This window comes from Listeria innocua (assembly GCF_028596125.1).
GTDB lineage: Bacteria > Bacillota > Bacilli > Lactobacillales > Listeriaceae > Listeria > Listeria innocua.
Genome location: NZ_CP117229.1, coordinates 1,118,208 through 1,141,471, shown reverse-complemented (window position 1 = coordinate 1,141,471; position 23,264 = coordinate 1,118,208). Strand labels below are relative to the sequence as shown.

27 protein-coding genes and 1 other annotated feature are annotated in these 23,264 nt (G+C 38.0%); of the genes, 3 read left to right on the top strand and 24 right to left on the bottom strand.

The genetic code is table 11. From position 1 onward, the window contains the following. Positions 1-4: 4 nt before the first annotated feature. From PQQ29_RS06285 to PQQ29_RS06270, 4 genes are all read right to left on the bottom strand, one after another. Positions 5-706 carry an ABC transporter ATP-binding protein gene (locus PQQ29_RS06285; protein WP_003761859.1) on the bottom strand — a complete coding sequence of 234 codons (702 nt, stop codon included), beginning with the start codon at positions 704-706 and terminating at the stop codon, positions 5-7. 154 nt (positions 707-860) lie between these two features. After that, positions 861-3,269: a phenylalanine--tRNA ligase subunit beta gene (gene pheT, locus PQQ29_RS06280; protein ID WP_033533109.1), complete on the bottom strand. Its 2,409-nt coding sequence runs from the start codon at positions 3,267-3,269 to the stop codon at positions 861-863. Beyond that, a complete protein-coding gene (gene pheS / locus PQQ29_RS06275; protein WP_003761856.1) occupies positions 3,269-4,321 on the bottom strand; it encodes a phenylalanine--tRNA ligase subunit alpha in 1,053 nt (350 codons plus the stop codon). The genes pheT and pheS overlap by 1 nt, the downstream gene beginning before the upstream one ends. Positions 4,322-4,366: 45 nt before the next feature. Beyond that, positions 4,367-4,595 (bottom strand) — a binding site (T-box leader). A 91-nt stretch (positions 4,596-4,686) separates the two neighbouring features. Further along, positions 4,687-5,010 carry a winged helix-turn-helix transcriptional regulator gene (locus PQQ29_RS06270; RefSeq protein ID WP_003721618.1) on the bottom strand — a complete coding sequence of 108 codons (324 nt, stop codon included), beginning with the start codon at positions 5,008-5,010 and terminating at the stop codon, positions 4,687-4,689. A gap of 156 nt (positions 5,011-5,166) precedes the next feature. Here PQQ29_RS06270 and PQQ29_RS06265 point away from each other — a divergent pair, with 156 nt between their 5' ends. Continuing rightward, complete coding sequence (locus PQQ29_RS06265) at positions 5,167-5,526, top strand: DUF6054 family protein (RefSeq protein ID WP_010990816.1); 360 nt, start codon at positions 5,167-5,169, stop codon at positions 5,524-5,526. A gap of 43 nt (positions 5,527-5,569) precedes the next feature. On the opposite strand, the gene PQQ29_RS06260 is transcribed toward PQQ29_RS06265, so the two are convergent. The 7 genes from PQQ29_RS06260 to PQQ29_RS06230 all read right to left on the bottom strand — a co-directional run bounded on the left by PQQ29_RS06260 (position 5,570) and on the right by PQQ29_RS06230 (position 11,420). After that, on the bottom strand, positions 5,570-6,328 hold the full coding sequence (locus PQQ29_RS06260) for a TrmH family RNA methyltransferase (RefSeq protein WP_003761853.1): 759 nt from the start codon (positions 6,326-6,328) through the stop codon (positions 5,570-5,572). A gap of 25 nt (positions 6,329-6,353) precedes the next feature. Beyond that, positions 6,354-7,433, bottom strand: a complete 1,080-nt coding sequence (locus PQQ29_RS06255) for a M42 family metallopeptidase (RefSeq protein ID WP_010990815.1) — start codon at positions 7,431-7,433, stop codon at positions 6,354-6,356. A gap of 111 nt (positions 7,434-7,544) precedes the next feature. Next, on the bottom strand, positions 7,545-8,558 hold the full coding sequence (locus PQQ29_RS06250) for a glucosaminidase domain-containing protein (protein WP_003771515.1): 1,014 nt from the start codon (positions 8,556-8,558) through the stop codon (positions 7,545-7,547). A 269-nt stretch (positions 8,559-8,827) separates the two neighbouring features. After that, positions 8,828-9,697 carry a glucosaminidase domain-containing protein gene (locus PQQ29_RS06245; RefSeq protein WP_010990813.1) on the bottom strand — a complete coding sequence of 290 codons (870 nt, stop codon included), beginning with the start codon at positions 9,695-9,697 and terminating at the stop codon, positions 8,828-8,830. Positions 9,698-9,996: 299 nt separating this feature from the next. Continuing rightward, entirely contained in the window at positions 9,997-10,545 is a 549-nt protein-coding gene (locus PQQ29_RS06240) for a DUF2812 domain-containing protein (RefSeq protein WP_010990812.1), read from the bottom strand. 2 nt (positions 10,546-10,547) lie between these two features. Next, complete coding sequence (locus PQQ29_RS06235; protein WP_010990811.1) at positions 10,548-10,859, bottom strand: PadR family transcriptional regulator; 312 nt, start codon at positions 10,857-10,859, stop codon at positions 10,548-10,550. Positions 10,860-10,889: 30 nt separating this feature from the next. Continuing rightward, positions 10,890-11,420, bottom strand: a complete 531-nt coding sequence (locus PQQ29_RS06230; protein ID WP_003761843.1) for a shikimate kinase — start codon at positions 11,418-11,420, stop codon at positions 10,890-10,892. A gap of 88 nt (positions 11,421-11,508) precedes the next feature. Between PQQ29_RS06230 and PQQ29_RS06225 the strand changes: the two genes are divergently transcribed. Further along, the gene (locus PQQ29_RS06225; protein WP_003761842.1) at positions 11,509-11,958 is read left to right on the top strand and encodes a DMT family transporter; all 450 of its coding nucleotides are present in this window, start codon (positions 11,509-11,511) and stop codon (positions 11,956-11,958) included. 14 nt (positions 11,959-11,972) lie between these two features. Beyond that, positions 11,973-12,440: a DMT family transporter gene (locus PQQ29_RS06220; protein ID WP_003729724.1), complete on the top strand. Its 468-nt coding sequence runs from the start codon at positions 11,973-11,975 to the stop codon at positions 12,438-12,440. 43 nt (positions 12,441-12,483) lie between these two features. Here the strand turns inward: PQQ29_RS06220 and PQQ29_RS06215 are convergent, their stop codons facing one another. The 13 genes from PQQ29_RS06215 to PQQ29_RS06155 form a co-directional block, all read right to left on the bottom strand. Continuing rightward, entirely contained in the window at positions 12,484-13,050 is a 567-nt protein-coding gene (locus PQQ29_RS06215; RefSeq protein ID WP_003761841.1) for a cob(I)yrinic acid a,c-diamide adenosyltransferase, read from the bottom strand. Beyond that, complete coding sequence (locus PQQ29_RS06210) at positions 13,014-14,549, bottom strand: cobyric acid synthase (RefSeq protein ID WP_010990810.1); 1,536 nt, start codon at positions 14,547-14,549, stop codon at positions 13,014-13,016. The genes PQQ29_RS06215 and PQQ29_RS06210 overlap by 37 nt, the downstream gene beginning before the upstream one ends. After that, a complete protein-coding gene (locus PQQ29_RS06205) occupies positions 14,549-15,355 on the bottom strand; it encodes an ATP-binding cassette domain-containing protein (RefSeq protein WP_003761839.1) in 807 nt (268 codons plus the stop codon). The genes PQQ29_RS06210 and PQQ29_RS06205 overlap by 1 nt, the downstream gene beginning before the upstream one ends. A 12-nt stretch (positions 15,356-15,367) precedes the next feature. Then, positions 15,368-16,045, bottom strand: coding sequence for an energy-coupling factor ABC transporter transmembrane protein (locus PQQ29_RS06200; RefSeq protein ID WP_010990809.1), 678 nt, complete (start codon positions 16,043-16,045; stop codon positions 15,368-15,370). Beyond that, positions 16,032-16,328, bottom strand: a complete 297-nt coding sequence (locus tag PQQ29_RS06195; RefSeq protein WP_003761837.1) for an energy-coupling factor ABC transporter substrate-binding protein — start codon at positions 16,326-16,328, stop codon at positions 16,032-16,034. The genes PQQ29_RS06200 and PQQ29_RS06195 overlap by 14 nt, the downstream gene beginning before the upstream one ends. Then, complete coding sequence (locus PQQ29_RS06190; protein WP_010990808.1) at positions 16,325-16,975, bottom strand: energy-coupling factor ABC transporter permease; 651 nt, start codon at positions 16,973-16,975, stop codon at positions 16,325-16,327. The genes PQQ29_RS06195 and PQQ29_RS06190 overlap by 4 nt, the downstream gene beginning before the upstream one ends. Positions 16,976-17,055: 80 nt before the next feature. Next, positions 17,056-17,766, bottom strand: coding sequence for a cobalt-factor II C(20)-methyltransferase (locus PQQ29_RS06185; RefSeq protein ID WP_010990807.1), 711 nt, complete (start codon positions 17,764-17,766; stop codon positions 17,056-17,058). Continuing rightward, entirely contained in the window at positions 17,759-18,544 is a 786-nt protein-coding gene (locus PQQ29_RS06180) for a sirohydrochlorin cobaltochelatase (RefSeq protein ID WP_003761834.1), read from the bottom strand. The genes PQQ29_RS06185 and PQQ29_RS06180 overlap by 8 nt, the downstream gene beginning before the upstream one ends. After that, a complete protein-coding gene (gene cobA, locus PQQ29_RS06175; protein WP_010990805.1) occupies positions 18,541-20,022 on the bottom strand; it encodes a uroporphyrinogen-III C-methyltransferase in 1,482 nt (493 codons plus the stop codon). Before cobA ends, PQQ29_RS06180 begins: the two co-directional genes overlap by 4 nt. After that, the gene (gene cobK / locus PQQ29_RS06170; RefSeq protein WP_010990804.1) at positions 20,022-20,774 is read right to left on the bottom strand and encodes a precorrin-6A reductase; all 753 of its coding nucleotides are present in this window, start codon (positions 20,772-20,774) and stop codon (positions 20,022-20,024) included. Before cobK ends, cobA begins: the two co-directional genes overlap by 1 nt. Beyond that, a complete protein-coding gene (cobJ, locus tag PQQ29_RS06165; RefSeq protein ID WP_003761829.1) occupies positions 20,771-21,496 on the bottom strand; it encodes a precorrin-3B C(17)-methyltransferase in 726 nt (241 codons plus the stop codon). The genes cobK and cobJ overlap by 4 nt, the downstream gene beginning before the upstream one ends. Then, positions 21,493-22,524 carry a cobalt-precorrin 5A hydrolase gene (cbiG, locus tag PQQ29_RS06160; protein ID WP_010990803.1) on the bottom strand — a complete coding sequence of 344 codons (1,032 nt, stop codon included), beginning with the start codon at positions 22,522-22,524 and terminating at the stop codon, positions 21,493-21,495. Before cbiG ends, cobJ begins: the two co-directional genes overlap by 4 nt. Next, positions 22,511-23,260, bottom strand: coding sequence for a cobalt-precorrin-4 methyltransferase (locus PQQ29_RS06155; RefSeq protein ID WP_003766551.1), 750 nt, complete (start codon positions 23,258-23,260; stop codon positions 22,511-22,513). Before PQQ29_RS06155 ends, cbiG begins: the two co-directional genes overlap by 14 nt. Positions 23,261-23,264: the final 4 nt, after the last annotated feature.

The window sequence follows — 23,264 nt, the reverse complement described above, 5'->3', positions numbered from 1 at the left end:
CTTTCTACCATTCTAAATCATCAATGGACATTGGTTCCGTATTTTCTTTGATGCTCCGAACTTTTGCATTATTAATTTCAATTATTCGGTCTGCAATTGGCGTAATCGCTGTATTGTGGGTGATAACAATAACTGTTGTACCAGTCTTTTCGCAAGTTTCTTGTAATAATTTTAAGACTGATTTACCCGTATCATAATCAAGGGCGCCAGTTGGTTCATCGCATAAAAGCAATTTGGGTGCTTTAGCTAATGCTCGAGCAATTGCAACCCGTTGCTGCTCACCGCCAGATAACTGAGCCGGGAAGTTATCTAATCTATGACTCAAGCCAACTTGGGTTAAAACGGTTTCTGCATCTAATGCATTTGGCGCTATTTGTGCTGCTAATTCCACATTTTCTTTGGCAGTTAAATTAGGCACTAAATTGTAAAATTGGAAAACGAATCCGACATCCGTGCGGCGATATTTAGTTAATTGTTTTGCGTTATATTGAGCAATATCCTGGCCATCTACCATGATACGCCCTTCACTGGCACTGTCCATTCCACCAAGGATATTTAATACGGTAGATTTCCCAGCACCTGAAGGACCAACAATAACTACAAATTCCCCTTTTTTAATTCCAAAATTAATTTTATCATTAGCTGTAACAACATTTTCGCCCATTTGATAGAATTTAGATACGTCCTTCATTTCTACATAGGTCATTTTTTTCGTCCTTCTTTTGTTTGTCATATTTAACCATTATAACATGTGTTATTTTAGTTAGTGAAGTGTTAAAACAGGCAAGATTTCCACTGTACAAAAAAAGAACCAAACTACTCGAAAATGTTTTCCAAATAGTTCAGTTCTTTTTAGTTAACTAGCGGATAATAGCATGTAATTTTGCTTGTAATGCTTCCACTACTTTGTTAGTTGCTTTTTGTACGTCTTCTTCGACAAGTGTTCTTTCGCTATCAAGGAAAGTTAATGTATAAGCGAGTGATTTTTTGTTTTCGCCTAAACTTTCGCCTTCGAAAATATCAAATAGTTCAATGTCGACTAAGAGATTCCCGCCGTGCTCTTTGATTACTTGAGAGATCGTAGCATGGTCAGTATCTTTATCCACAAGTAAGGCCAAGTCGCGTGTCATTTCTGGGTAGCGTGGAATTGGATGATAAACTACTTTTTCTTTCGTTGCATCAAGTAACGCTTTTACATTAATTTCAAATACATACGTTTCTTTTAAATCGTAGCTTGCTTCCACTGCTGGATGAAGCGCTCCAAGATAACCGATTTCTTTTCCTTCTAACTGGATGCTTGCTGTTCTTCCTGGATGCAGTTCTTCTTTTTCGATTTGCTTCCAGTGCAGTTCGGCTTCGATTCCAAGTTTGTTCACTAAACCTTCTACAATTCCTTTTAAAACAAAGAAGTCTACTGGTTTTGGTGTTTTTTGCCAATCAGCCGTGTGCCAATTTCCTGTAATTAAGCCAGCTAAATGCTCTTGTTCGATTGGTAAATTGTCACCTTCTGTTGCATAGAACACGGTTCCCATTTCATAAAGTGCTACGTCCATATTTTTACGAGCAATATTATAACTTGCGCTACGAATTAATTGTGGGACGATACTTGTTCTTAAATGGCTATGTTCTTCACTCATTGGCATCGAAAGCGCCACTGTTTTTTCATCGGATAACGCTAAACGAGTCGCATCTTTTTTGGAAGTTAAGGAATACGTTAATGCTTGGTTAAGTCCCGCTCCTTCTAAATAAGCGCGCATTACACGACGAGCTTTTTGGCTGTCAGATAATCCACCAGTTGTGCTCGTTGCTGGAAGTGTGACAGGAATTTCATCATAACCATAAATACGTGCAACTTCTTCCAAAATATCCGCTTCAATTGTAATGTCCCAACGTCTAGTCGGTACTTCAATAATTAATGTGTCTTCTTTAACTTCTAATACAAATCCTAAGCGATCAAAAATCGTTTCTATTTCGGAAAGGGAAATCTCCGTTCCTAAAATACGGTTAATACGTGTTAAGCTTGTTTCGATTTTATTTACTGCTTTTTCACGATTATCTACTTCTACTACGCCGCCAACAAGCGTTCCCCCGCTAAGTTCAGCGATAAGTGCTCCGCCGTGTGCAAGTGCTTTTTCTACTTTCCAAGCATCAGAACCTTTATCATATCGAATACTTGCTTCTGTACGTAAATATAATTCGCGAGATGCTTTTCCAACAGATGAACTACTGAAAATAGCTCCTTCCAGTGCCACAGTTGTTGTCGTTTCAGTTACTTCAGAAAACTCTCCGCCCATAACCCCAGCAATTGCTATCGGTTCAGTTCCATTAGTAATAACAGTGTGTCCTGTTTGTAATATTCTTTTCTCGCCATCAAGTGTGGTAATTTCTTCTTGTTCTTTTGCGGAACGAACGACGATTTTTTTACTGCCGATTTTATCATAGTCAAACGAATGCAGTGGTTGTCCGTATAATAAATTAATGTAGTTTGTTACATCGACTACGTTATTATGTGGACGGATGCCTGCTTTCATTAATTTTGTTTGAAGCCAAAGAGGTGATTCTTTAATTTCGATGTTTTCAACCATTTTAATAGCATAATAAGGTGTTTCTGTTGGATTTTCTACTTCTACAGAAATAAAATCGTCCGCTTTACCTTTTTCAGATACATCGGGCTCGGTTGGTTGCGCTGGCTTTTGATGGATAATTGCGCCTACTTCATGAGCTACGCCGTTCATACTTAATGCATCTGCGCGGTTTGGTGTAATTGCCATATCGAGAATCGCATCATCTAAGCCAAGTAAAGTAATTGCGCTCACGCCTGTTTCAACATGCTCTGGTAAAACGTAAATGCCGTCCGCATAAGCTTTTGGTACAACTTTACTTTCAAAGCCAAGTTCAGCAAGTGAGCAAATCATTCCTTCTGAAACTTCGCCGCGTAATTTTGCGCGTTTGATTTTAAGTCCGCCTGGAAGTCTTGCACCAACTTTGGCTACGATTACTTTTTGACCTGCAGCAACGTTTGGAGCTCCGCAAATAATTTGAACTGGCTCTTCTTCGTCAGTTTGGACAAGGCATTTGTTCAATTTTTCTGCATCTGGATGGCGTTCACATGATAATACTTCGCCTACCACGACATTTTTCAAACTAGCGCTTAATTCTTCTACGCCTTCAATTTCAATTCCGGTTCTTGTAATTGCTTCTCCTAGCTCTTCCGCCGTTAACGGGAAGTCTTGGAAAAATTCTTTGACCCAATTATATGAAACTAACATTAGATTTCCCCCGTTTCTGTGCTTTGGAATTGCTTCGTAAAGCGTAAATCATTCGTATATAAGTGGCGAATATCATCCACTGCGTATTTCAACATCGCAACACGTTCAGGTCCTAAGCCAAAAGCAAATCCGCTGTAACGAGTGGAATCAATACCGGACATTTCTAGTACGTTTGGATGTACCATACCGCTTCCTAAAATTTCAATCCAACCTGTTCCTTTACAAACGCGGCAACCTTTACCACCACATTTGAAACAAGAAATATCCATTTCAACAGACGGCTCAGTGAATGGGAAGAATGATGGACGAAGGCGAATTTCGCGTTCTTCACCAAACATGGTTTTAGCGAGAACAGTCAGCGTCCCTTTTAAATCAGCAAAAGTGATGTTTTCACCAACAACTAGCCCTTCGATTTGCGTGAATTGGTGGGAGTGAGTTGCATCATCGTTGTCGCGGCGGTATACCTTACCTGGACAGATAACTTTGATTGGTCCCTTAGAGAAATCATGTTTTTCCATCGTTCTTGCTTGTACAGGTGATGTTTGAGTACGTAATAAAGTATTTTCTGTAATATAGAAGCTATCTTGCATATCACGAGCTGGGTGATCTTTTGGAAGGTTTAATGCTTCGAAGTTATAGTAATCCAGTTCTACTTCTGGTCCTTCTGCGATTTCATAACCCATACCAATGAACATATCTTCCATTTCTTCAATTACTTGTGTTAGTAAATGTTTTGTTCCGATGCTTGGCGCTGTGCCTGGTAAAGTAACATCGATTGTTTCTGATTTTAATTTTTCATTAATTGCTGCTGTTTCCAGAATTTCTTGTTTGCTGGAAATCGCTTCTGTTAAGGCTGTTCTTACTTCATTAGCAAGTGAACCCATTTTTGGTCTTTCTTCTGCGGAAAGTTTCCCCATTTGTTTCATGATTTCGGTCATCGGGCCTTTTTTACCAAGGTATTTTACCCGTAAGTCGTTCAATGTTTTTAAGTCTGCTGCTTCGTTAATTTGCGTTTCTGCTTCACTTTTCAGCGTTTGTAATTGCTCTAACATACCGTTCACTCCTTCTTTTTAGACAAAATAAAAAAGCTCTATCCACAAAGGGACGAGACTTCTCGCGGTACCACCCTAATAAGAACAAAATTTGTTCCCACTCAAAATTCGATAACGGCTTAGTAACCGGACCACCTTCACACATAACGTGCTTCTCGGGGGGCGACTCCAGAGGTGAAATGTTCGCAAATTCGTTTGTAAAGTGGCTTTCAGTCTATGACCACTTCTCCCTATACAGACTCACTATGCTACTTGGCTCTTTCATTGTCTTTACTTATTTAGATAGTTTCTATTATAGTATGGTTCTACGAAAGATTCAAGCTAAAAAATAATCTCCCCATATTAGTTGGAGAGATTATCTCTTTTTAATTAGGTACTTCCACCCATTTATCCGCCCAACACTGGACTTCAAGCATTACTTCTTGGAGTGCTTTACCTTTTTCGGTTAGTTCATATTCAATGCGTACAGGAGTTTCTGGATAAACTTGTCTTAAGCAAATATCCATTTCCTCAAGTTCCTTCAAACGTTCTGCAAGCACCCGATCACTCATTTGTGGGATCTCAGCGGCAACTTGTTTAAACCTTTTTGGACCAGTCAGTAAGACATTGATGATAAGTCCAGTCCAGCGTTTACCTAATAGTTGGAACGCCGATTCAAACTTCGGACATACTGTATGTGCATCAGTCATAATTCTCACCTCTAACGTTATTGTACCATATCTATCATCAGAAAGTAACTAATAAATCTTTTGTTGCTTATATTTAGTAAGTTGAAATATAATTGACCAAAGTATCCTTCTGACTTAAAATATAAGTAAGATAGATTAATGAAGGAGGCGTCTCTCATGCCATCTATTCGCTACATTGTTAAAACAGATGTTTCAGAAACCTTCGAAATAATCAAAGCTGGTCAAGTAGGGTCAAATATTGTATTTTCCGAAATTAGAACATTTGATTTTGGAGAACTAGCGACACTTGCTTGCGAAAAATTTTACTTCCGTTCTTCTAATCGAGCGGCATTATTTGTTAACATTAATAATTTCCACGGAGAAACAGAAGTAACGATTATCTCAACAGGTAGTTCGAACGGCTTCTTTACTGGGATTGACTGGGGCGCTGCGTTTGATTATATGCATAGTGTCGTAGCTGATTTAAAACGCGTCGCAATTCGTGAAGTAAAAATGGAAAAACAAGAAGAGATTTAAAAAAGTGGTTGATAAGTTCATTCCGACTTATCAACCACTTTTATTATTTTCTTAAACCATAAAGTAAAATTCCGGCTGCTACAGCTACATTTAATGATTCACTATCACCGTAAATTGGAATATATACTTTTTCGGAAAGTCGATCTTGTAATTCTTCTGATATGCCGTTTCCTTCGTTTCCAACCATTAAGGCTAATGTTTCACGCTTTGGCATATCATTGAGTGATTTGGCTTGGTCATCTAAAACTGCTCCAATCACTGGAACACCTTCTTCTTCTAAATTCGCCACCCACTCAAATAAATCTGCTTGAATGACAGGAATATGGAAGTGACTCCCCTGCGTGCTACGAATAACTTTTGGATTATAAAGGTCTGCACTGCCTCTGCCTAAAACGACACAATCATATCCAGCCGCATCAGCAGTTCGAATTAACGTGCCGACATTACCTGGATCTTGTACTGCATCTACGAGTAACAATTTCTTACCATATAATAGCATCATGTCAGGCTCTGAAATAGCAACGACAGCAAATACACCTTGTTCTGTCATTGTGTCACTAATTAGATGGCTGATTTCGGAACTAATTTCAAATACATCATAGTCGCCTTTTAACCACTCTTCTGGAACAGAAACACCACTTGAAATAAGCAGCTCCAGTACTAAACCATCTTGACGTAACGCTTCTTCCACTAAATGAAAGCCTTCCACCAAATAAGTTCCGGTTTTATCGCGGCCTTTTCTCGTTTGTAGTTTCTTCCATGTTTTGACACGGTCGTTTTTTACTGATTGAATCTGTTCCATAAAAGTTGTCCTCTTTTCTCGAAACTCAACCTAGGCGAATTTCTGTTACTTTTTCTTTATCTAAACGTTTAACTACTTCAGTAATTAGTTTTACTGCATTTTCAAAATCATCACGATGTAGCATGGACGAATGGGAATGAATATAGCGAGTTGCGATTGTAATGGATAACGACGGGATTCCGTTTCCTGTTAAATGAATAGACCCTGAATCTGTTCCGCCCATTGGGATTGCTTCAAATTGGTAAGGGATAGATAGTTCGTCTGCTACGTCCGTTACAAAATCACGAAGGCCAGCATGTGCTACCATGGAAGCATCATAGATAACGATTTGTGGACCTTCCCCCATTTTACTCATTGCTTCTTTGTCAGTTACACCAGGAGTATCCCCAGCGATACCAACATCAACAGCAAAACCTATATCAGGTTGAACGAAATGTGCTGCTGTTTTGGCTCCACGTAAACCAACCTCTTCTTGGACTGTTCCAACACCGTAAACGATATTTGGGTGTGCTTCTTTTTGTAAGTTTTTAAGTACTTCGATAGCAATAGCAAGGCCAATACGATTATCCCAAGCTTTTGCAAGTAAGAATTTCTCGTTTTTCATTACGGTAAAATCAAATGCTGGCACAATCATATCACCAGGACGAATGCCGTAACTTTCAACTTCTGCTTTATCAACCGCACCAACGTCAATAAACATATCTTTAATATCAAAAGATTTTTGACGTTCTGCTGCTGTCATTACATGCGGTGGTTTAGAGCCAATAACACCGGTGATTTCTTCGCCAGAACGCGTCACGATTGTTACTTTTTGTGCAAGCATTACTTGCGAAACCCAACCGCCCACTGTTTGAAATTTAATAAAACCTTTATCATCGATTTGAGTCACCATAAAGCCAACTTCATCTAAATGACCAGCAATCATGATTTTTGGTCCATCTTCTGCGCCCACTTTTTTCGCAACGGCGCTACCTAAGCCGTCTGTTTCAAAACTATCAGCTAACGGTTCAATATATTCACGAAATACGTTTCTAACCGCACGTTCGTTACCGGGAATACCTTTTGCATCCGTTAGTGCTTTTAACATCTTTAATTGTTCATCCATATAAATAACCCTCCTTATAAACTCCTTTTACATTATAACAGTTTCTCTCTAAAATTCCTTTGAAAACGCAAAAAAAGCCGAAACAGCTATTCGACTTTTTTTGCGTTTTACTTACCAAGCAATTGACTGAACGTTTAATAAAGGTAGATTAAGTGCAGTTTTGCCCTTTGTTTCTTCCTTAGCTATTGTAGGTTTGTGCAGTTCTGATGTATCAATATCCATATTAATTACTAAACGATTTTGATCATCTGTTTTAAGTAAAGCGTCGCGCGTTGGAGCATAATCTTCTAATTGATAGAATTTTTTTATAGAGGTGCTTTCAATCCAACCGATAGAATCGCCATTATGATGAATGTGATACCACGAAATATTGGAATCCGTTACTTTAACTTCTCTATTAATAGAAACTTGATGTCCAAAATATTTGGTTGTTTTTTCGACTGGATTTGCTCCTTTTGTTCCACCTGGCGCGGACCAAATAAAGGAATTATCTTTTATAGCTACTTCACCAGCAGCTTTAATTGCTTTATCAGATACTCGTTCGCTATAAACTGTATCATATTTATCTAAATTTGCTTTTTTAATTAGGTCGATTAATTTTGCTGCATACTCTGGATCAGACGAATAGCCAGTTTTTCCAAGTGCAATAGCCGCTTTTTCAAAGTTATATTCTTTGATTAAGCCCCCGTATAAATGAGGGTTCCATGATGGGCCATTGACAAATAAAAGTGCGTGGTCATTCATCGATTCATACCAACCCGGGTATGCGCGGAAATTAGCATCGGTACCAACCCAAACAAGACCGTTGTGTTCTTTGGTTGGTAATTTAATAGAGGCTCCATTATAAGAACCTTTGATTCCAAATAAATTATTGCCATCTTTTGCTAGCATACTTTCTCCCCAATTGGATTCTAGTATAGCTTGCGAAATAGTGATACTTGCTAAAATACCATGTTCTCTTTGCACTTTTTGAGCATGCGGCGCAATTTCATTAATAAACCTCTCTTGCTTGGAAGTTAAGCCGTCCTCTAGACCAGCAGCTTGGGAGTGTATTGGTACTGCACATAATGTAATTGTAATTCCAAGACCAATTGTCACCAAATGCTTCTTTGCGAGTTGTAACATAATGATTTATTGCACATCCTTCTTTGAAATATCTTTCTGGCTTATCAAAACCAGAAACGTGTGTTCTTTAAAACAACCACTTCATTCTAACAAAACTTCTTTGTAATACACATTACTTTTACATTACTTATGTTACAAAAGGCCCTTAGCTATTGTATAGTAACCTTTTCGGGAGATGGCTGTTATGAAAATAAAAAAGAAAAAGAGCTTCAAAAGGACTTTTTGCCTATAAATAAGACAAGTCATTTTAGCTCTTTTTCGGTTATTTCTTATTTTTTATCAATTAATTCTTGTTTTACCCAACCAATTGGATCATTTTTCACGGAAATTTGATACCAAACGCCACTATCTGTCTTTGCTTCTCGTAAAAGTTTCAAATCTTCTCGTTTGTAGTAGTTAATTTCTTCTACTTTTTGTGCTCCAGATAGTCCATAAGGCCTTGTCCAAATTGCTCCAGAAACGTCTTTTTTTACGTTGCCATAACCAGTTGATTTTGCATCATAGTATATCTTATCATCTATACGATCATATAAAGCTAAGTCATATTTTTCGATAATATTGATTAACTTCTCTGCATAACCTGGATCGGTTGCATAGCCTGCTGTTTGTAATTCTTCTGCAGCTTTTTTATAATCATCGGCTTTGATCACGCCATTATATTTATCTTTATTCCAGGAAGTTCCTTTTAAAAAGAGTTCTGCGTGTGCTTCTAATGATTCATTCCAATCTTTGTATTTTCGGAAGTTGGCTTTGATTTCAATCCATTTTCCGTCTACAAATTCTTTTGTCGTCATGTTTACCATCGGTTGTGGAGCTTTGCCTTTTACACCAAACAAATTATTACCTTGTTGCGCTAAATCGCTTTGACCCCAGTTAGATTCAAGGATAGCTTGTGCTAAAGTAATACTCGTTAAAATGCCGTGTTCTGCTTGAATTTCTTGTGCACGAGGAGAGAGTTCATTAAGAAAGTTCTGCTCTTTTGAATGGAATGCTGGGTCCGGTTTCGGTGCTGTCATAATTAAATATTGTTGTCTGACTACAGATGCTATGACACCTACTAGAATAATCAGCAGTAAAATCCCTGCTATCCCAATTAGCCTTTTTTGTTTTTTCTTTTTGGATAATTTTCTATACTTCAGATGTCGTCACGCCTTTCTGTCTCCGAATCCCTTGATGCTTTTAGAATACGTTAATTTGAACACAATTGCAATCCATCTAAATGTCTTTTAAGAAATCTTTAACATTTTATGATAAGGCAAAAAGTTAGTTATAGATTCAATTTAATTTTATTTGATAACATTTGTTCTTCATTTTGTAACATTTGCCATCATTTAGTCATATAAGTTCAGGATTAAATGGGATGATTTTAAAAAAATGCGAGTTTCTTCTATTATAAAATAGTTTAGTTGACGCCATCATAATTATCTTACATTCTGTTTTATAGATTTTTGTTCGCAAATTTATTTATTTTCCTCGTTAATTGGATAAACATCTTTCCGTACAAACCGATGAGAATAATAAATAGAATAAAAATGAAAATAGTAATTACTTGATAACTTCCAGCATTGTTTAGGAAAAATAAATCCAGCAATAAAAGAATACTCATTAATATGCCAAAAATCGTCCAGCGTTTCCGAATACTTCTATATAAATGAATATATGATACTTCATCTGAGAATATCGTTTCACTTCCTGCCTCTTCGGCCTGTAGTTTTCGGAAATACATCCAATTACCGTTTAATACTGGATAGCAGAATACATTATCCCAACCAGCATCAGCAAAGAGTGCTTTATACGAGGCTTCGTCGCCTTGATTCACTTTATAATCAATGGCATAGCGATATTTGTTCGGTTCCCCTTTTTCAAAATGGTACCTAAAAGATTTATATTCTTTAAATAACCAGCCTTTTTGAGCCATATCGTTTAAATAGGCTTCTTCTTTTTCCATATTATCTACAGTAAAAAACTTTAAGACTTTTTTCTCCATGATTAAACCTCCCTCGAATTTCTATACAATTCTTCTATGCGTGTTTTTTCTAACTGCAAAACCTCGGCACCGATTTCTGTGATTTGATAGATTTTTCGGTTGCTCTCCTCTTGGATGATTTGGATTAAATTGTCTTTGTTCATTTTGGATAAACTACCGTAAATAGTTCCTGGTCCAAGTTTAATCCGCTCATTGGTCATTTGGGCAACATTTTCAATTATCGCGTAACCGTGCTTCGGTTTAACTAGCGAAAGTAATATGTAAAAGGCAGTTTCAGTCATGGGAAGATAGGTTTTTCGTAGTTTTTCATCCATAATTATATCGCACCTCGATGTATTTGATACTCATAATATATCACGGCTCGATATAATTTGCAATATTTTTTGTTGAATTTCATGAAACGCTAGATTTTCTTTAATAATTAACCATTTAGCTGGATGTTGATTTATTTTTTCGTTCACTAATGGTTTAGTCCTTTGATCAAATAAATCATCCCAGTAAAACATTTTCTTTAGCATGCTGAATCGGACTACGTAGTGCGCTTTTTCGATTCGTAGTAATTGTTTGAATTGGCGTTTTATAAGCTGAGAGCGGATTTGTTTTTTAGGTAAATCAAGGTAAATAATAATGTCGGCTTGTGAAATGCTCTCTTCTGTCCAGGCTTCTAAATGCACGCCTTCGATAATCCAGTTATCCTTCTGGAGAATTGCATTTAACTCGGCTATTTTTTCTGAATCGCTTCGTCTCACTTCCGTTTCTTCTCTTTTCCATACAATTCGGTCTGTTTCAAAAAAATCTATTTGTAGCCACTTGGAAACTTTTTTTGCTAAAGTGGTTTTGCCGCTTCCAACAGATCCGATTATTCGGATTTTCATAAAAACACCTCACTTTAAATTAAATACTATCTTTTTACCCCTCTTTTATTTTATAATTATTTCATTGTGATAAAAGGGAGGGAAATTTTTGATTATATTATTTATTGTATCAGGTCTACTGGCGGGGATGGTATTACCCGTTCAAACAGCCATCAATACACGACTTAGTACATATACGAAATCACCGTTTTTAGCTTCGTGGGTTTCTTTTATGGTAGGGACGACTGTTTTACTTATTGTTTGTTTATTTACACAAAAATCATGGCCAATATCTTCAGAAATGATTGCCTCAAATCCTTGGTATATATGGGTTGGCGGTGGAACATTAGGCGTTATTTTCTTAACAGCTAATATTTTACTTTTACCACGACTTGGCTCTGCGTTGCTTGTAATGATTACGGTGTGTGGACAAATGATTATGGCTATTGTAATTGATAACTTTGGTTTATTTCAAGTTCCGATGCATGAGATTAACATCGAACGACTGCTTGGTGTTATTTTAATGTTCGGCGGCATTTACTTGATGCAACGATTTTAAAAGGAGGAGAAATCATGACAAAAAGATCATCCAAATCATTATTACTATTTATGGCAATGGGACTTGTTTCTGGACTACTTTCACCGATTCAAACATCGATTAATAGCCAACTTCGGCTCACTGTCGGTTCTCCTTTTGTAGCATCATTTATTTCCTTTTTAGTTGGGACCACGCTACTTACGCTTGTTTGTTTAATTGTGGAGCGTCGTTTGACTTTTCAGCTAAAAGGGGTCGGTCGAATTCCTTGGTGGGTATTCACTGGTGGCGCACTTGGAGTATTATTTGTAACTTCTAACATTTTACTTTTACCATTACTTGGCTCTGCTATGACAGTAGTTTTAGCACTTTGTGGGCAAATGATTATTGCACTTATTATTGATCATTTTGGTTTTTTCGGGGTTATTCCTCATCCAATTAACCGTTATCGAATGATTGGTGTTTTATTAATGCTTATTGGTGTATTTTTAATTCAACGCTTTTAATAAAGAAAACCTCTCCGGATGGAATGTCTGGAGAGGTTTTTTGTTATTTCTTTTTATTTCGAAAAACTAATTCGGAATTTTTGTAGAAAATATCGGTTTCGCCTGCGCGATAATTCACGACTCTGGCAACAGCGAAAAAGTAATCAGATAAGCGATTTACATATTTTAATACTTCTTGGTTAGTGGAGGCGATTTTTAGCATACCAACAATTTCTCGTTCTGCTCTCCTTGCCACTGTTCTAGCCATATGAAGTAAAGAAGCTGCTTGAGTACCTCCTGGCAAAATGAATTTTTCAATTTCAGGTGGTTCATCGGCATAAATATCAATGCGGTCTTCTAGCCAAGCAACTGGCTCAGCTGTCAGTTTATAATCGCGCTTCCCTTCTTCTGTTGCGAGGTCGCCTCCTGCATCGAATAATTGTTGTTGGATTTGCTCAAGTTCAGCTTGAATTTCGGGTTCATTTCCAAGAGTTGTAATGGTGTAACCGATAAGCGAATTGAGTTCGTCGAGTGTACCATATGCATTAATTCGTATATTATCTTTACTTACTTTGCTCCCCCCGATAATTCTTGTCATTCCTTTATCGCCGGTTTTTGTGTAGATACGCATATTTTTTCTCCTTTCATAATTTTTTCTAGTTGATCCATTTGAATATTTGCTTCTAAAAGAGCCGCTAGTTTATCATATTCAGTTTCTTTATGTTCTTTTAGTTTGATAATTTCATGTGGATAAATGGATTTGTTTTTTTGTGTTAGCAGTTCATTGAATAGATTGCCTAAGAAAATATCATTATCGAAAATACCGTGGATGTATGTGCCGATAATGTTTTTGTTCGCGGAGATGGCACCGTCCTCGTGTGTTTCTTGGTTACCGTTGACTGCTTTAATTTTACAAAACGGTTGAGTATTCTCGCCGCGCTTAGTTTGGCCCATATGGATTTCGTATCCTTCGACTGGTTCCGAAGAAAATGTCACGCCAGTAATTTGTGTAGTGCGTTTTTGGTCGAGAAAGATTGTTTCAGTATCTAATAAGCCAAGTCCCGCAATTTCTACTTTTTCGCTTTCTACTTGATTTGGGTCAAGCATTCTTTTACCGAGCATTTGGTAGCCACCGCAAATCCCAATTACTTTCCCGGCATTTTCGGCATAGTTTTGAATCGCTTTTTTCAGGCCTGATTGTTCGAGAAAAGCCATATCTTCCAGCGTATTTTTACTGCCAGGAATAATGACTAAATCTGGATTTCCAAAATCAGCTAAATTTCGTATATAACGCACACTGATGTCAGGTTGAATTTCTAGAATATGAAAGTCTGTAAAATTAGAAATTCGAGGCAAGCAAATAATGGCAATATCAAGTAACGCCGAACTATCTAGAACGTAATTTTTCCCGCTGAGTGAAACACTATCTTCTTCTTCTAGTTGTAGGTTAGCATAAGGGATAACGCCAATGACAGGAACGTTTGTCAGCTCTTCTATCATCTCAATGCCTGGTTGTAAAAGTGCTACATCACCGCGAAATTTATTGATGATTACTCCTTTAAGCCGCGCACGTTCTTCTTCTTTTAAAAGCATAATCGTGCCATAAATCGAAGCAAACACGCCGCCTTTATCAATATCAGCAACTAACACGACAGGTGCGTCGACCATTTTAGCCATACCCATATTGACAATATCTCGGTCATTCAAATTGATTTCGGCTGGGCTTCCAGCGCCTTCTAATACAATAATATCATTTTCATCAGCTAAACTCTGATAAACTGCCTGAATTTTTGGGATAAGTGTTTGCTTAAAATCGTGATAAGAAACAGCATCCATATTATCTAAAATCGCTCCCATAAAAATTACTTGCGACTGACGATCATTGGTCGGTTTAAGTAACACGGGATTCATTCGAACATCTGGAAAAACCCCTGCTGCTTCAGCTTGGAAAACTTGCGCACGTCCCATTTCATCACCTGTTGCGGTAATAAAAGAATTGAGTGACATGTTTTGCGATTTAAAAGGCACAACTCGCTTGCCTTTATTTTTAAATAAGCGGCATAAACCTGCAACTATTACACTTTTCCCTGCATCGGAAGCGGTACCTTGAATCATTATTTGCTCTACCATTAATTAATCACCTTCCCCGTATGTGCGAAAAAATCGGCTTCTTTTTTGAAAAGTGGGTAGCCAGCTTGTTGGTGTAATTTGATTAGCCACGGCTGTACTAACCCTGCTTGTTCGATATGACTTTTCTCTAAGAAAACCTCGCTCGTCTCCCCGCTTGTTAAAACTGTTCCGTCTTTTAACATATAGACATAATCGCAAATCTCATAAATCAAATCGATGTCATGACTTGAAATGAGAATCTTTTTTCCTTGTTTTGCAAGACGTTCGATAATTTCCATCATAATTTTTTTACCAATCGGATCAAGTCCTGCAGTTGGTTCATCAAGCAGCAACCAATCTGTATCAAGAACAAGCGCTCCGGCAATAGCGACACGTTTTTTTTGACCATAACTTAAGTATTGGACAGGTTTATGTTGAAATTCTGTCGCACCAACTGTTTCTAGTACATTTGTTACTCGTGACTCCACTTCCTTTTCACTAATACCTAGGTTTCTAAGTGCAAAAGCCACGTCATCACGTACATTGGAATAGAAAATTTGTTGGTCGGGGTCTTGGAAAACAATACTTACTTTTTTTCGCAATGCAAATAAGGCTTTTTTATTGTAAGCAAGTGGTTTTCCTTCAAAATAAACTGTCCCTGAAGTTGGCCTATTAATGCCTAAAAGCTGCATAAAAAGGGTCGATTTCCCGGAGCCATTCGCACCAATAAGGCCAATAATATTGCCTTTATCTAAATCGATTGAAACATCCGTTAAGGCTTGTTTGCCATCTTCGTATTGGAATGAAATATGTTCTGTTTTAAGCAAATTGGCTTCCTCCTAGATATGAAATTCTCCTTGATATAGCTTCACATCAAGTGTTATAACCATTTCATTATATCTTTTCATTACGCGATTAAATAAAGTATTTACGAGCATTCCAAATGAACGATAGCTATTTTTTATGCCGTGGTAACCGAAACGTAGGCTCTGCGCTTTTCGAATCGCCGCCGCTTCTTCTAAGAAAATAAAGATGAACCGATAAATTAAAATCGTTAGTTCAATAAGCACTTTTGGAATAAAAATTTGCTTCATCACTTTCGTTAATTGTACCACGGGAACGGTTAAGACGAAAAAGTATGTTGCCGCTAAGCAAGCAATACTCCGAAAAAAAACTTGAGTTGCTGTCGTTATCGTCACATCAGAAATACCAAGATAAAAACTTCCAATAGAGATTGAAGCAAGAAAACTACTTGGATCTTTTGAAATTGAAATAAGAATCGAAAGCAAACTAAATAGTAGAAATGAAAATGGTAAAAGGAGCCATTTCAAATATTGTTTAAAGTGGATTTTAACAACATAAAGCGTCAGTGGCACCATGCATAAAAATAGTATCGCTTGTACGAGCACAGGGCCAGTTAGCGCGAGTATTAGAATCGCGACATAAAATAATGCTTTTAATGATGGCGAAAAAGCTATCCACCGGTTTTGATAAGCATATTTATCAATGGTTAACATCGTTCTCAGCTTTCCGCTTGCCACGACTTACACCAATGACATACGCAATGATTCCTGTTCCGATGCAACCTTGCAGGGTAAATAATAAGCTTTCAATTTCGCCACTTTTTGGTTCATAAAGAGGTTCAAACCACGGTTCATAGCTTGGATCGATTTTAGTGATTTCTGCTTCAGCTTCTCCGTCTGATCCCCCGTACTCACCTGTTTTATTGAAGAAAAACGGGCTCACCATTAACAAAACTACTAATAAAATTAAAATGATATTAATATTGATTTTTTTCATCGTAATTGTGCCACCTTTTCTGGTAAATTTTTGCTAATAAGATTGTACATAACTACAGTGAGTAAGCCTTCTGCAATCGCGATTGGAACTTGAGTGACACAGAAAATTGCCATGAATTTTAGAATAGAAGCCATCATGCCTGATGCTGGATCTGGGAAAACGACTCCGAGCTGGACGCTGGTGGTTAAGTAGGTTGCCAGGTCAGCTGTCATTGCACATAAGAAAATCGAAACACTTTTATTACAGTTTAGTTTACGAGCTAGTTTATAGACGACAAAACCAACCATTGGACCGATAACAGCCATCGACATTGCGTTTGCACCAAGAGTAGTAATACCGCCGTGTGCAAGAAGTAGCGCTTGGAAAAGTAAGACAATCACGCCAAGAACACTGACAACGAGCGGTCCGAACATAACCGTTGCAAGTCCAACACCTGTCGGATGAGAACAAGATCCTGTAACGGACGGGATTTTAAGTGCAGAAAGAACAAAGATAAAGGCTGCACATAATGCCAACAGTAATTTATTATTTTTATCTAAAGCGATTAATTTACGAATACGAATTAAACCAAGTACAAGGAATGGGATAAAGACAATTAGCCAAAAGACTGCCCATTTAACGGGTAAAAAGCCCTCCATGATATGCATTGCATGTGCGGATTCTGGGTTCGTTAAAGTAAAATAAATAACGCCGATTAAAACAAATGGTAGAAACTTCCATAATTTTTTCATTTATATTGCTCCCTTCTTTTTTTCACGATAATCGTAGTAAAATATGACATTTTTTCTTCTGGATTTATCTCGCCCATGCCGTAAGTGATTTTTTCAGTCGCCATGGCAACATCACTTACTACAACAGCTGCATCAAGCAAATTCAGTTTTTTTAGTAATGTCGTAAGAAGGGGTAAATTGCTTGCTGCTTTCATTAAGACAATAGTGTCAAATAATGTGAGCGCTTGTTCGATTTTTTCAGCTCCTGCTGTTACAGGGATTACAGCAAAACTATCCTCGTCCATTACAAGAGGCAGTTCTAATTTAGAGGCGATATTTGAAAATGATGAAATCCCTGCGAGTGTAACTGTTTCAATTTCACCTTTTAAAAGTTCTAGCAAATAACTATAAGTGCTATAGACCATTGGATCGCCAAGGGTAATGAAACCAACATCATGTCCGTTTTGAACATCTGTTTTGATTTCTTCAGCAATTTCTTTCCAAGCTTGCATTTTCTCTGTTTTGTTGTAACTCATTGGAAAATGACGTTCTTTGATGATAAGCGTGTTTTTTAAATATGGGTTAACGATTTTTTTTGCTAAACTTTCTCCACCTTTTTTAGATTGGGGAGTATAGAGAATCGCTAATTTCCCCAGTCTATCAGCAGCTTCCATCGTAACTAGCTTGCTGTCACCTGGACCTGTGCCAATGCCGTAAAATTTAGCCACGCGTGTTCACCCTTTCTGTTGCTACTTTGATATGATCGATAAATTGAGCTTGAATAAGTGGGTTTTCGCCTAGCCCTTGCAAGTGGCACTCAGTTTCAATACCAGCTTGCTCCAATATGCTCTTCCAAGAATCTTCGTCATCTGAAGCCATATCATTTGTGGCATGATCTCCTGCAACAAGCATGAACGGCATCAAATGGGCTTTTTTGATCTTTGCCTGTTTTAATCGTTCAATCACTTGATCAAGGCCGGGATAACTTTCTACGGCACAAAGATAAATCGGTTCGTTTAAAAGCATGTGGTCTAAGCAAGCATATGCGCTGAAAGCATGGTGTTTGGAGCCGTGGCCCATCAGAATCAATGCTTCATTTTCTTTCAAAGGAGGCATTTGGTGGCGAATGGCTTCAATGGCTTTTTCGTAATCTTCTTTTGAATCAAGTAATGGTTGACTAATGATGATTGAATCAAAATCCGCTTTAAATTTTTCCACTTGAGCTGTAATTTTTTCAAATTCACCGCCATTAATAATATGTAGAGATTGAATAATGACTTCTTTGTAACCTAGTTCTTTTAGCTGGTTTAAAGCCTGACTTGGTGTGTTAATGTGCATGTTATCACGGGTTTTTAGTTTTTTAATAATTTTGTTGGATGTAAAAGCACGAAATACAGTGTACTCAGGAAATTCTTGGGCCACTCTTTTTTCACAAGCTTCAATGGTTTTTTCTCTGGTTTCTGGATAACTAGTGCCAAAACTAACGACTAATATGGCTTTTTTCATTGTGGTACTCCTTCTAATTTTGTTTTTTGAATTAGTTCAATTAAGCTCTCTGGTGTAGCATTCTCAGCTTCTTCAAATTCATTAATGCCAAATGACTGCAAGGTTGCGCTCGTGAATCTTCCTATCGAGAGAATCGTTTTCGTTTGTAAAATCGCTTTTTCTTCGGTTGTTAGTACATCGAGTAGATTTTGGACTGAACGAGAACTGGAAAAGCATATTTGTTCAAAACTTTCGAGGTCAAATGGGCGCTCTGTCACTGGACGCATATCGTACAATGGCATCATTTCGGTTGTTTTCACTTCAGATAAGATAGCACTAACCTCTGCTGTATCAACAACACTACCGATAATTAAGTTGCTAGCATTTTTTTGAAAACGAGCTATATGCTCTAAAATTAGTTCTGTGCTCCGTCTTTTAATAAAACTATCTGGAATGATTCCTTTTTCACTAAATGCTTCTTTCGTTTGTTTTCCGATAGCGGTAAGATGGGTATTTTTTAGGGAACGAATATCCAACTCAAGTGTTGCTAGATAATCGAAAAAGCGCTCTACAGCCTCTTTTGAAGTGAAAAGAAGTTCGCTAGTTTCACATAATTCTGCTTTTGTTTTCGTTGGCAGAATATCCAGCACTTGAATATTTGGATACATCGTTACTTCTCCGCCTAAATCGCGAATTTTTTCAGCGAGCATACTTTTACCTGCGCGTGCTCTTGGAAGTAATACTTTTGTATGGAAAAGTGGCATTTCTTCAAAAAAGTTAAGCTGTGGACGTAAGCTCACTACATCACCAACTACGATAAGCGCAGGAGATGAAATACCAGATTCTGCTACTTTTTGTTCGATTGTTTGCAAAGTTCCTGTAACGGTTAATTGCTTACCACGCGATGCCCACTGTACAATTGCCACGCCTGTCTCCGGTTTTTGTCCATTTGCTAGTAGATTGGCGCAAATGTTAGGTAAGTTTGTCATTCCCATCAGAAAAACAAGGGTTCCTTCGAGTCTTGCAAGTGCTTCCCAATCTAGTGGATCGCGCCTTTTTTTCAAGTGACCTGTAATCACATGAAAACTAGAAGCAAAATCACGGTGCGTGACCGGAATTCCCGCATAAGCAAGCCCGCCAATAGCTGAAGTAATTCCTGGGATGACTTCAAAAGGAATACCTGCTTTATGAAGTGTTTCGCCTTCCTCGCCGCCGCGCCCAAATACGTACGGATCACCCGCTTTTAAACGAACAACTAGCTCATTTGTTGCTGCTTCTCTTACAAGAATTTGTTCGATTTCATCTTGCGGGATTGGATGATGAAGTGGTTCTTTTCCGACATAAATTAGTTTACAACTAGCTTTTCGTTCTTGGAGCATCGCTGGTTCAACGAGGCGATCATAGACTATAACATCCGCTTTTTGAAGTGCGGCTAATCCTTTTACTGTTAGAAGTTGTGCATCACCAGGACCTGCGCCAATTAACATGACTTTTCCCATTAGTAGACCTCCAATTGAGTTAAAATTTCTGGTAGTTCGGTTAAATGATTTATTTCGATTGGATAATTTAATTTTTTTCGGCGAATAACGATAACAGGAATATTTAATTCTGCTGCTGCCGTGAGTTTTTCTTGAAATCCGCCTTGTTTTCCACTTTCTTTAGTAATTAATACGTCCGCTTGTGTCATTTCTAGCTGTGTGCGGTTGGCTTCTTTAGTGAACGGACCTTTCATGCCAATTATTTGGTCGGCAACGAGCCCAAGTTCTTCTGCTGAACGAATCACATCAGACACTGGCAAAATACGAGCGATAATATGTTGTTGTTTCAGCCCTGCCACAAATTCAGGTAAATTTTTACTACCTGTTGTAAGAAAAATTCGTTGACCAAGTTTTGCAGCAACTTTACATGCTTCGTTAATATCATCTACTAAATAAGTATTATCGGTTTGTTCGCTTGTTCGCTCAAAGCGGATGTATGGAATGCCCGCTTCTTTGCATGCTTCCATGGCCGTTTCAGAAACGATGGTTGCAAAGGGATGAGTGGCATCAATAACAAGCTTGATTTGCTCTAACTGCCATTTTGCGAGCATTGCTTCTTTGGCTAATCGACCGCAAAATACTTTTTCTGCATGTTGCTTAGCTAAAGTTTCACCGTAATCTGTTGCTACTGAAAGAATAAATGGTCGTTTTGTTTCCGTTAGCCAGTCACTAATTAACAAGCTATCAGAAGTTCCTCCAAGCACAAAAATCATAAAGAGTATCCTCTAGGTGTAATCATTTTGCCGTTTTTTACGTATGTTTCTTTGTTACCGACAATAACCATCGTTGTCATATCCACTAACTCATAGTCAATATCTTCCATTGTCGTAATGATTTTTCGTTCTTCTTTTCGACCGACATCTTTAACAATTCCAACGACAGTCTTTGGTGATTTGTGTTCCATCATCTTTTGAAAAGCATTGGCTAAATGATTGGCGCGACCTTTACTTCTCGGGTTGTAAAAACAGACAACGAAATCGGCCATCGCAGCATGTGTTAAACGTTTTTCGATTACTTCCCATGGTGTCATTAAATCACTTAAGCTAATATGGCAAAAATCGTGCATAATTGGCGCCCCGAGAACGGCTGCTGCCCCTATACTAGCTGTAATTCCTGGGATTACTTTAACTTCTAGCTCTGGGTTGCTTTTTTCGGCTAGTTCTAAAACCAATCCAGCCATTCCGTATATACCAGCATCTCCGCTTGAAACGACGGCTACTTTTTTTCCTGTTAATGCGATATTTACAGCTTCCTGGCAGCGATCGATTTCACGGCGCATCCCCGTTTTCACTACTTCTTTATCTTTAATTAATTCTTTGATTAGTTTGATATATGTTACATAGCCAACGATTACATCTGCGTCCGCTATTGCTTCTAGTGCTTCACCTGTCATTAATCGTTTATCTCCTGGGCCAATTCCGATTACATAAATCATTTTGCCACCTCATTATTTTTAATTAGTTTTCCTGCTGCGAATGTCACGCCATTTTCGGCAAATCGTTTCGTAATGACGTTTCCATTACTACCAATATCTGCTGATGATAAAGCGACATTTCCAACTTTTACGGTTTTTAGAACAAATTCTGACGTTGGATATTTTTCAGCTACCGTTTGTAATTCTTCTGCGGAATGAACAATAAAATGAATGTTCCACTTTTTCGCTAATTGCAAAATGGCTGGTTCTTCTGCTTTCAATGTAATGCTATGGATTTCACGAAAAGCGCGCGGATGTATGTTTTCTTGTTCACAAAAATGGGTGAAAACTTCCTCCATTGTTTCCGCTGAAACGCCTTTTCGACATCCAATACCAAGCACGAACTTCCTTGGTACTAGCTGAATTCTTTCTATTTTTGTATCTGGTAAATTGTATTTGGTCGAAATGAAAATTTGTGGACTAATTTCTTTGTTTGTAAAACCTCGTGAATCTACTTCAAATGGCTCATCTACGTGCAAACTGACTTCTTTTCCAGCAGCGAGCAAGCCATTAATGCGTTTAGTCGTCGCTTTAAAATCGGGTAAATATCCGTCGATTTCTTTGGCGATATTATCAATTGCTGCCACATTTGCACGATCAGTAGCGGTTGTAATTACTGCGGCACCACCAGTAATTGCAGCAATTTGCTCCGTTAACTCATTTGCTCCTCCAACATGTCCTGAGAGTAAACTAATAATAAACTGACCATATTCATCCATTACAATTACTGCCGGATCCGATAGTTTATCTTGAATGACTGGAGCAAGCGTCCGCACCGCAATACCTGTTGCCATAATACAAATTAATGCCTGATGCGTCGTGAACATTTCACGCATTGCTGTACCAAAATTAGGCGTTAAAACTGCAGTCTGTTCATTCTGGTGCTTTTCTGGGACAAAGACCGTTCCTGGTAATGTTTTTGTTAATGAAATTGCTAAATCGCGCCCTCGTTCAGTAACTGCGATAATGGCAATTTTATCTGTATTCATGTTTGAAATCCTTATCATATAGTTTAGAATAATAAAATTCTTCGCCGAGAAAATCACCAACCATTATTAGGGCCGTTTTAGTAATTCCTGCTTCTGTCACTTTTTCAGCGATGTCTTGAAGCGTACCAGTTACTTTTTTCTCTTCTGCCCAAGTTGCTTTATAAATAACAGCTGCTGGGGTTTCTGGTTTATAGCCACCTTTGATAAGTTCTGAGACTACTTTTCTGATACCTTGAACAGATAAGAAAATAACCATGGACGTTTGGTGCGCTGCGTAAGATCTGAGTGACTCACGTGACGGTACCGGCGTTCTTCCAGCCATTCGAGTAATAATCACACTCTGGCTAACTTCGGGAACCGTATATTCAACACCAAAACTGCTAGCCGCGCCAAGAAATGAACTTACACCTGGCGTACATGTAAATGGAATCGAACGTTTTTTCATTTCCTCCACTTGTTCACGGATCGAGCCGTAAATAGAGAAGTCTCCTGTTTGCAGACGAACAACTTCTTTTCCAGCTGTTACTCCCGCTTCCATACAGTCAATAATTTCTATTAAATTCATACTGGCACTATTATGGATTTCGCAGTCCGGTTTACAGTATTCTAGCAATTCCGGATTTACAAGTGAGCCAGCGTATATAACAACATCGGCGTTTTTTAATAATTGGTATCCTTTTAGTGTGATTAATTCTTTATCTCCTGGTCCTGCTCCGACGAAATGTACTTCTGCCATTTTC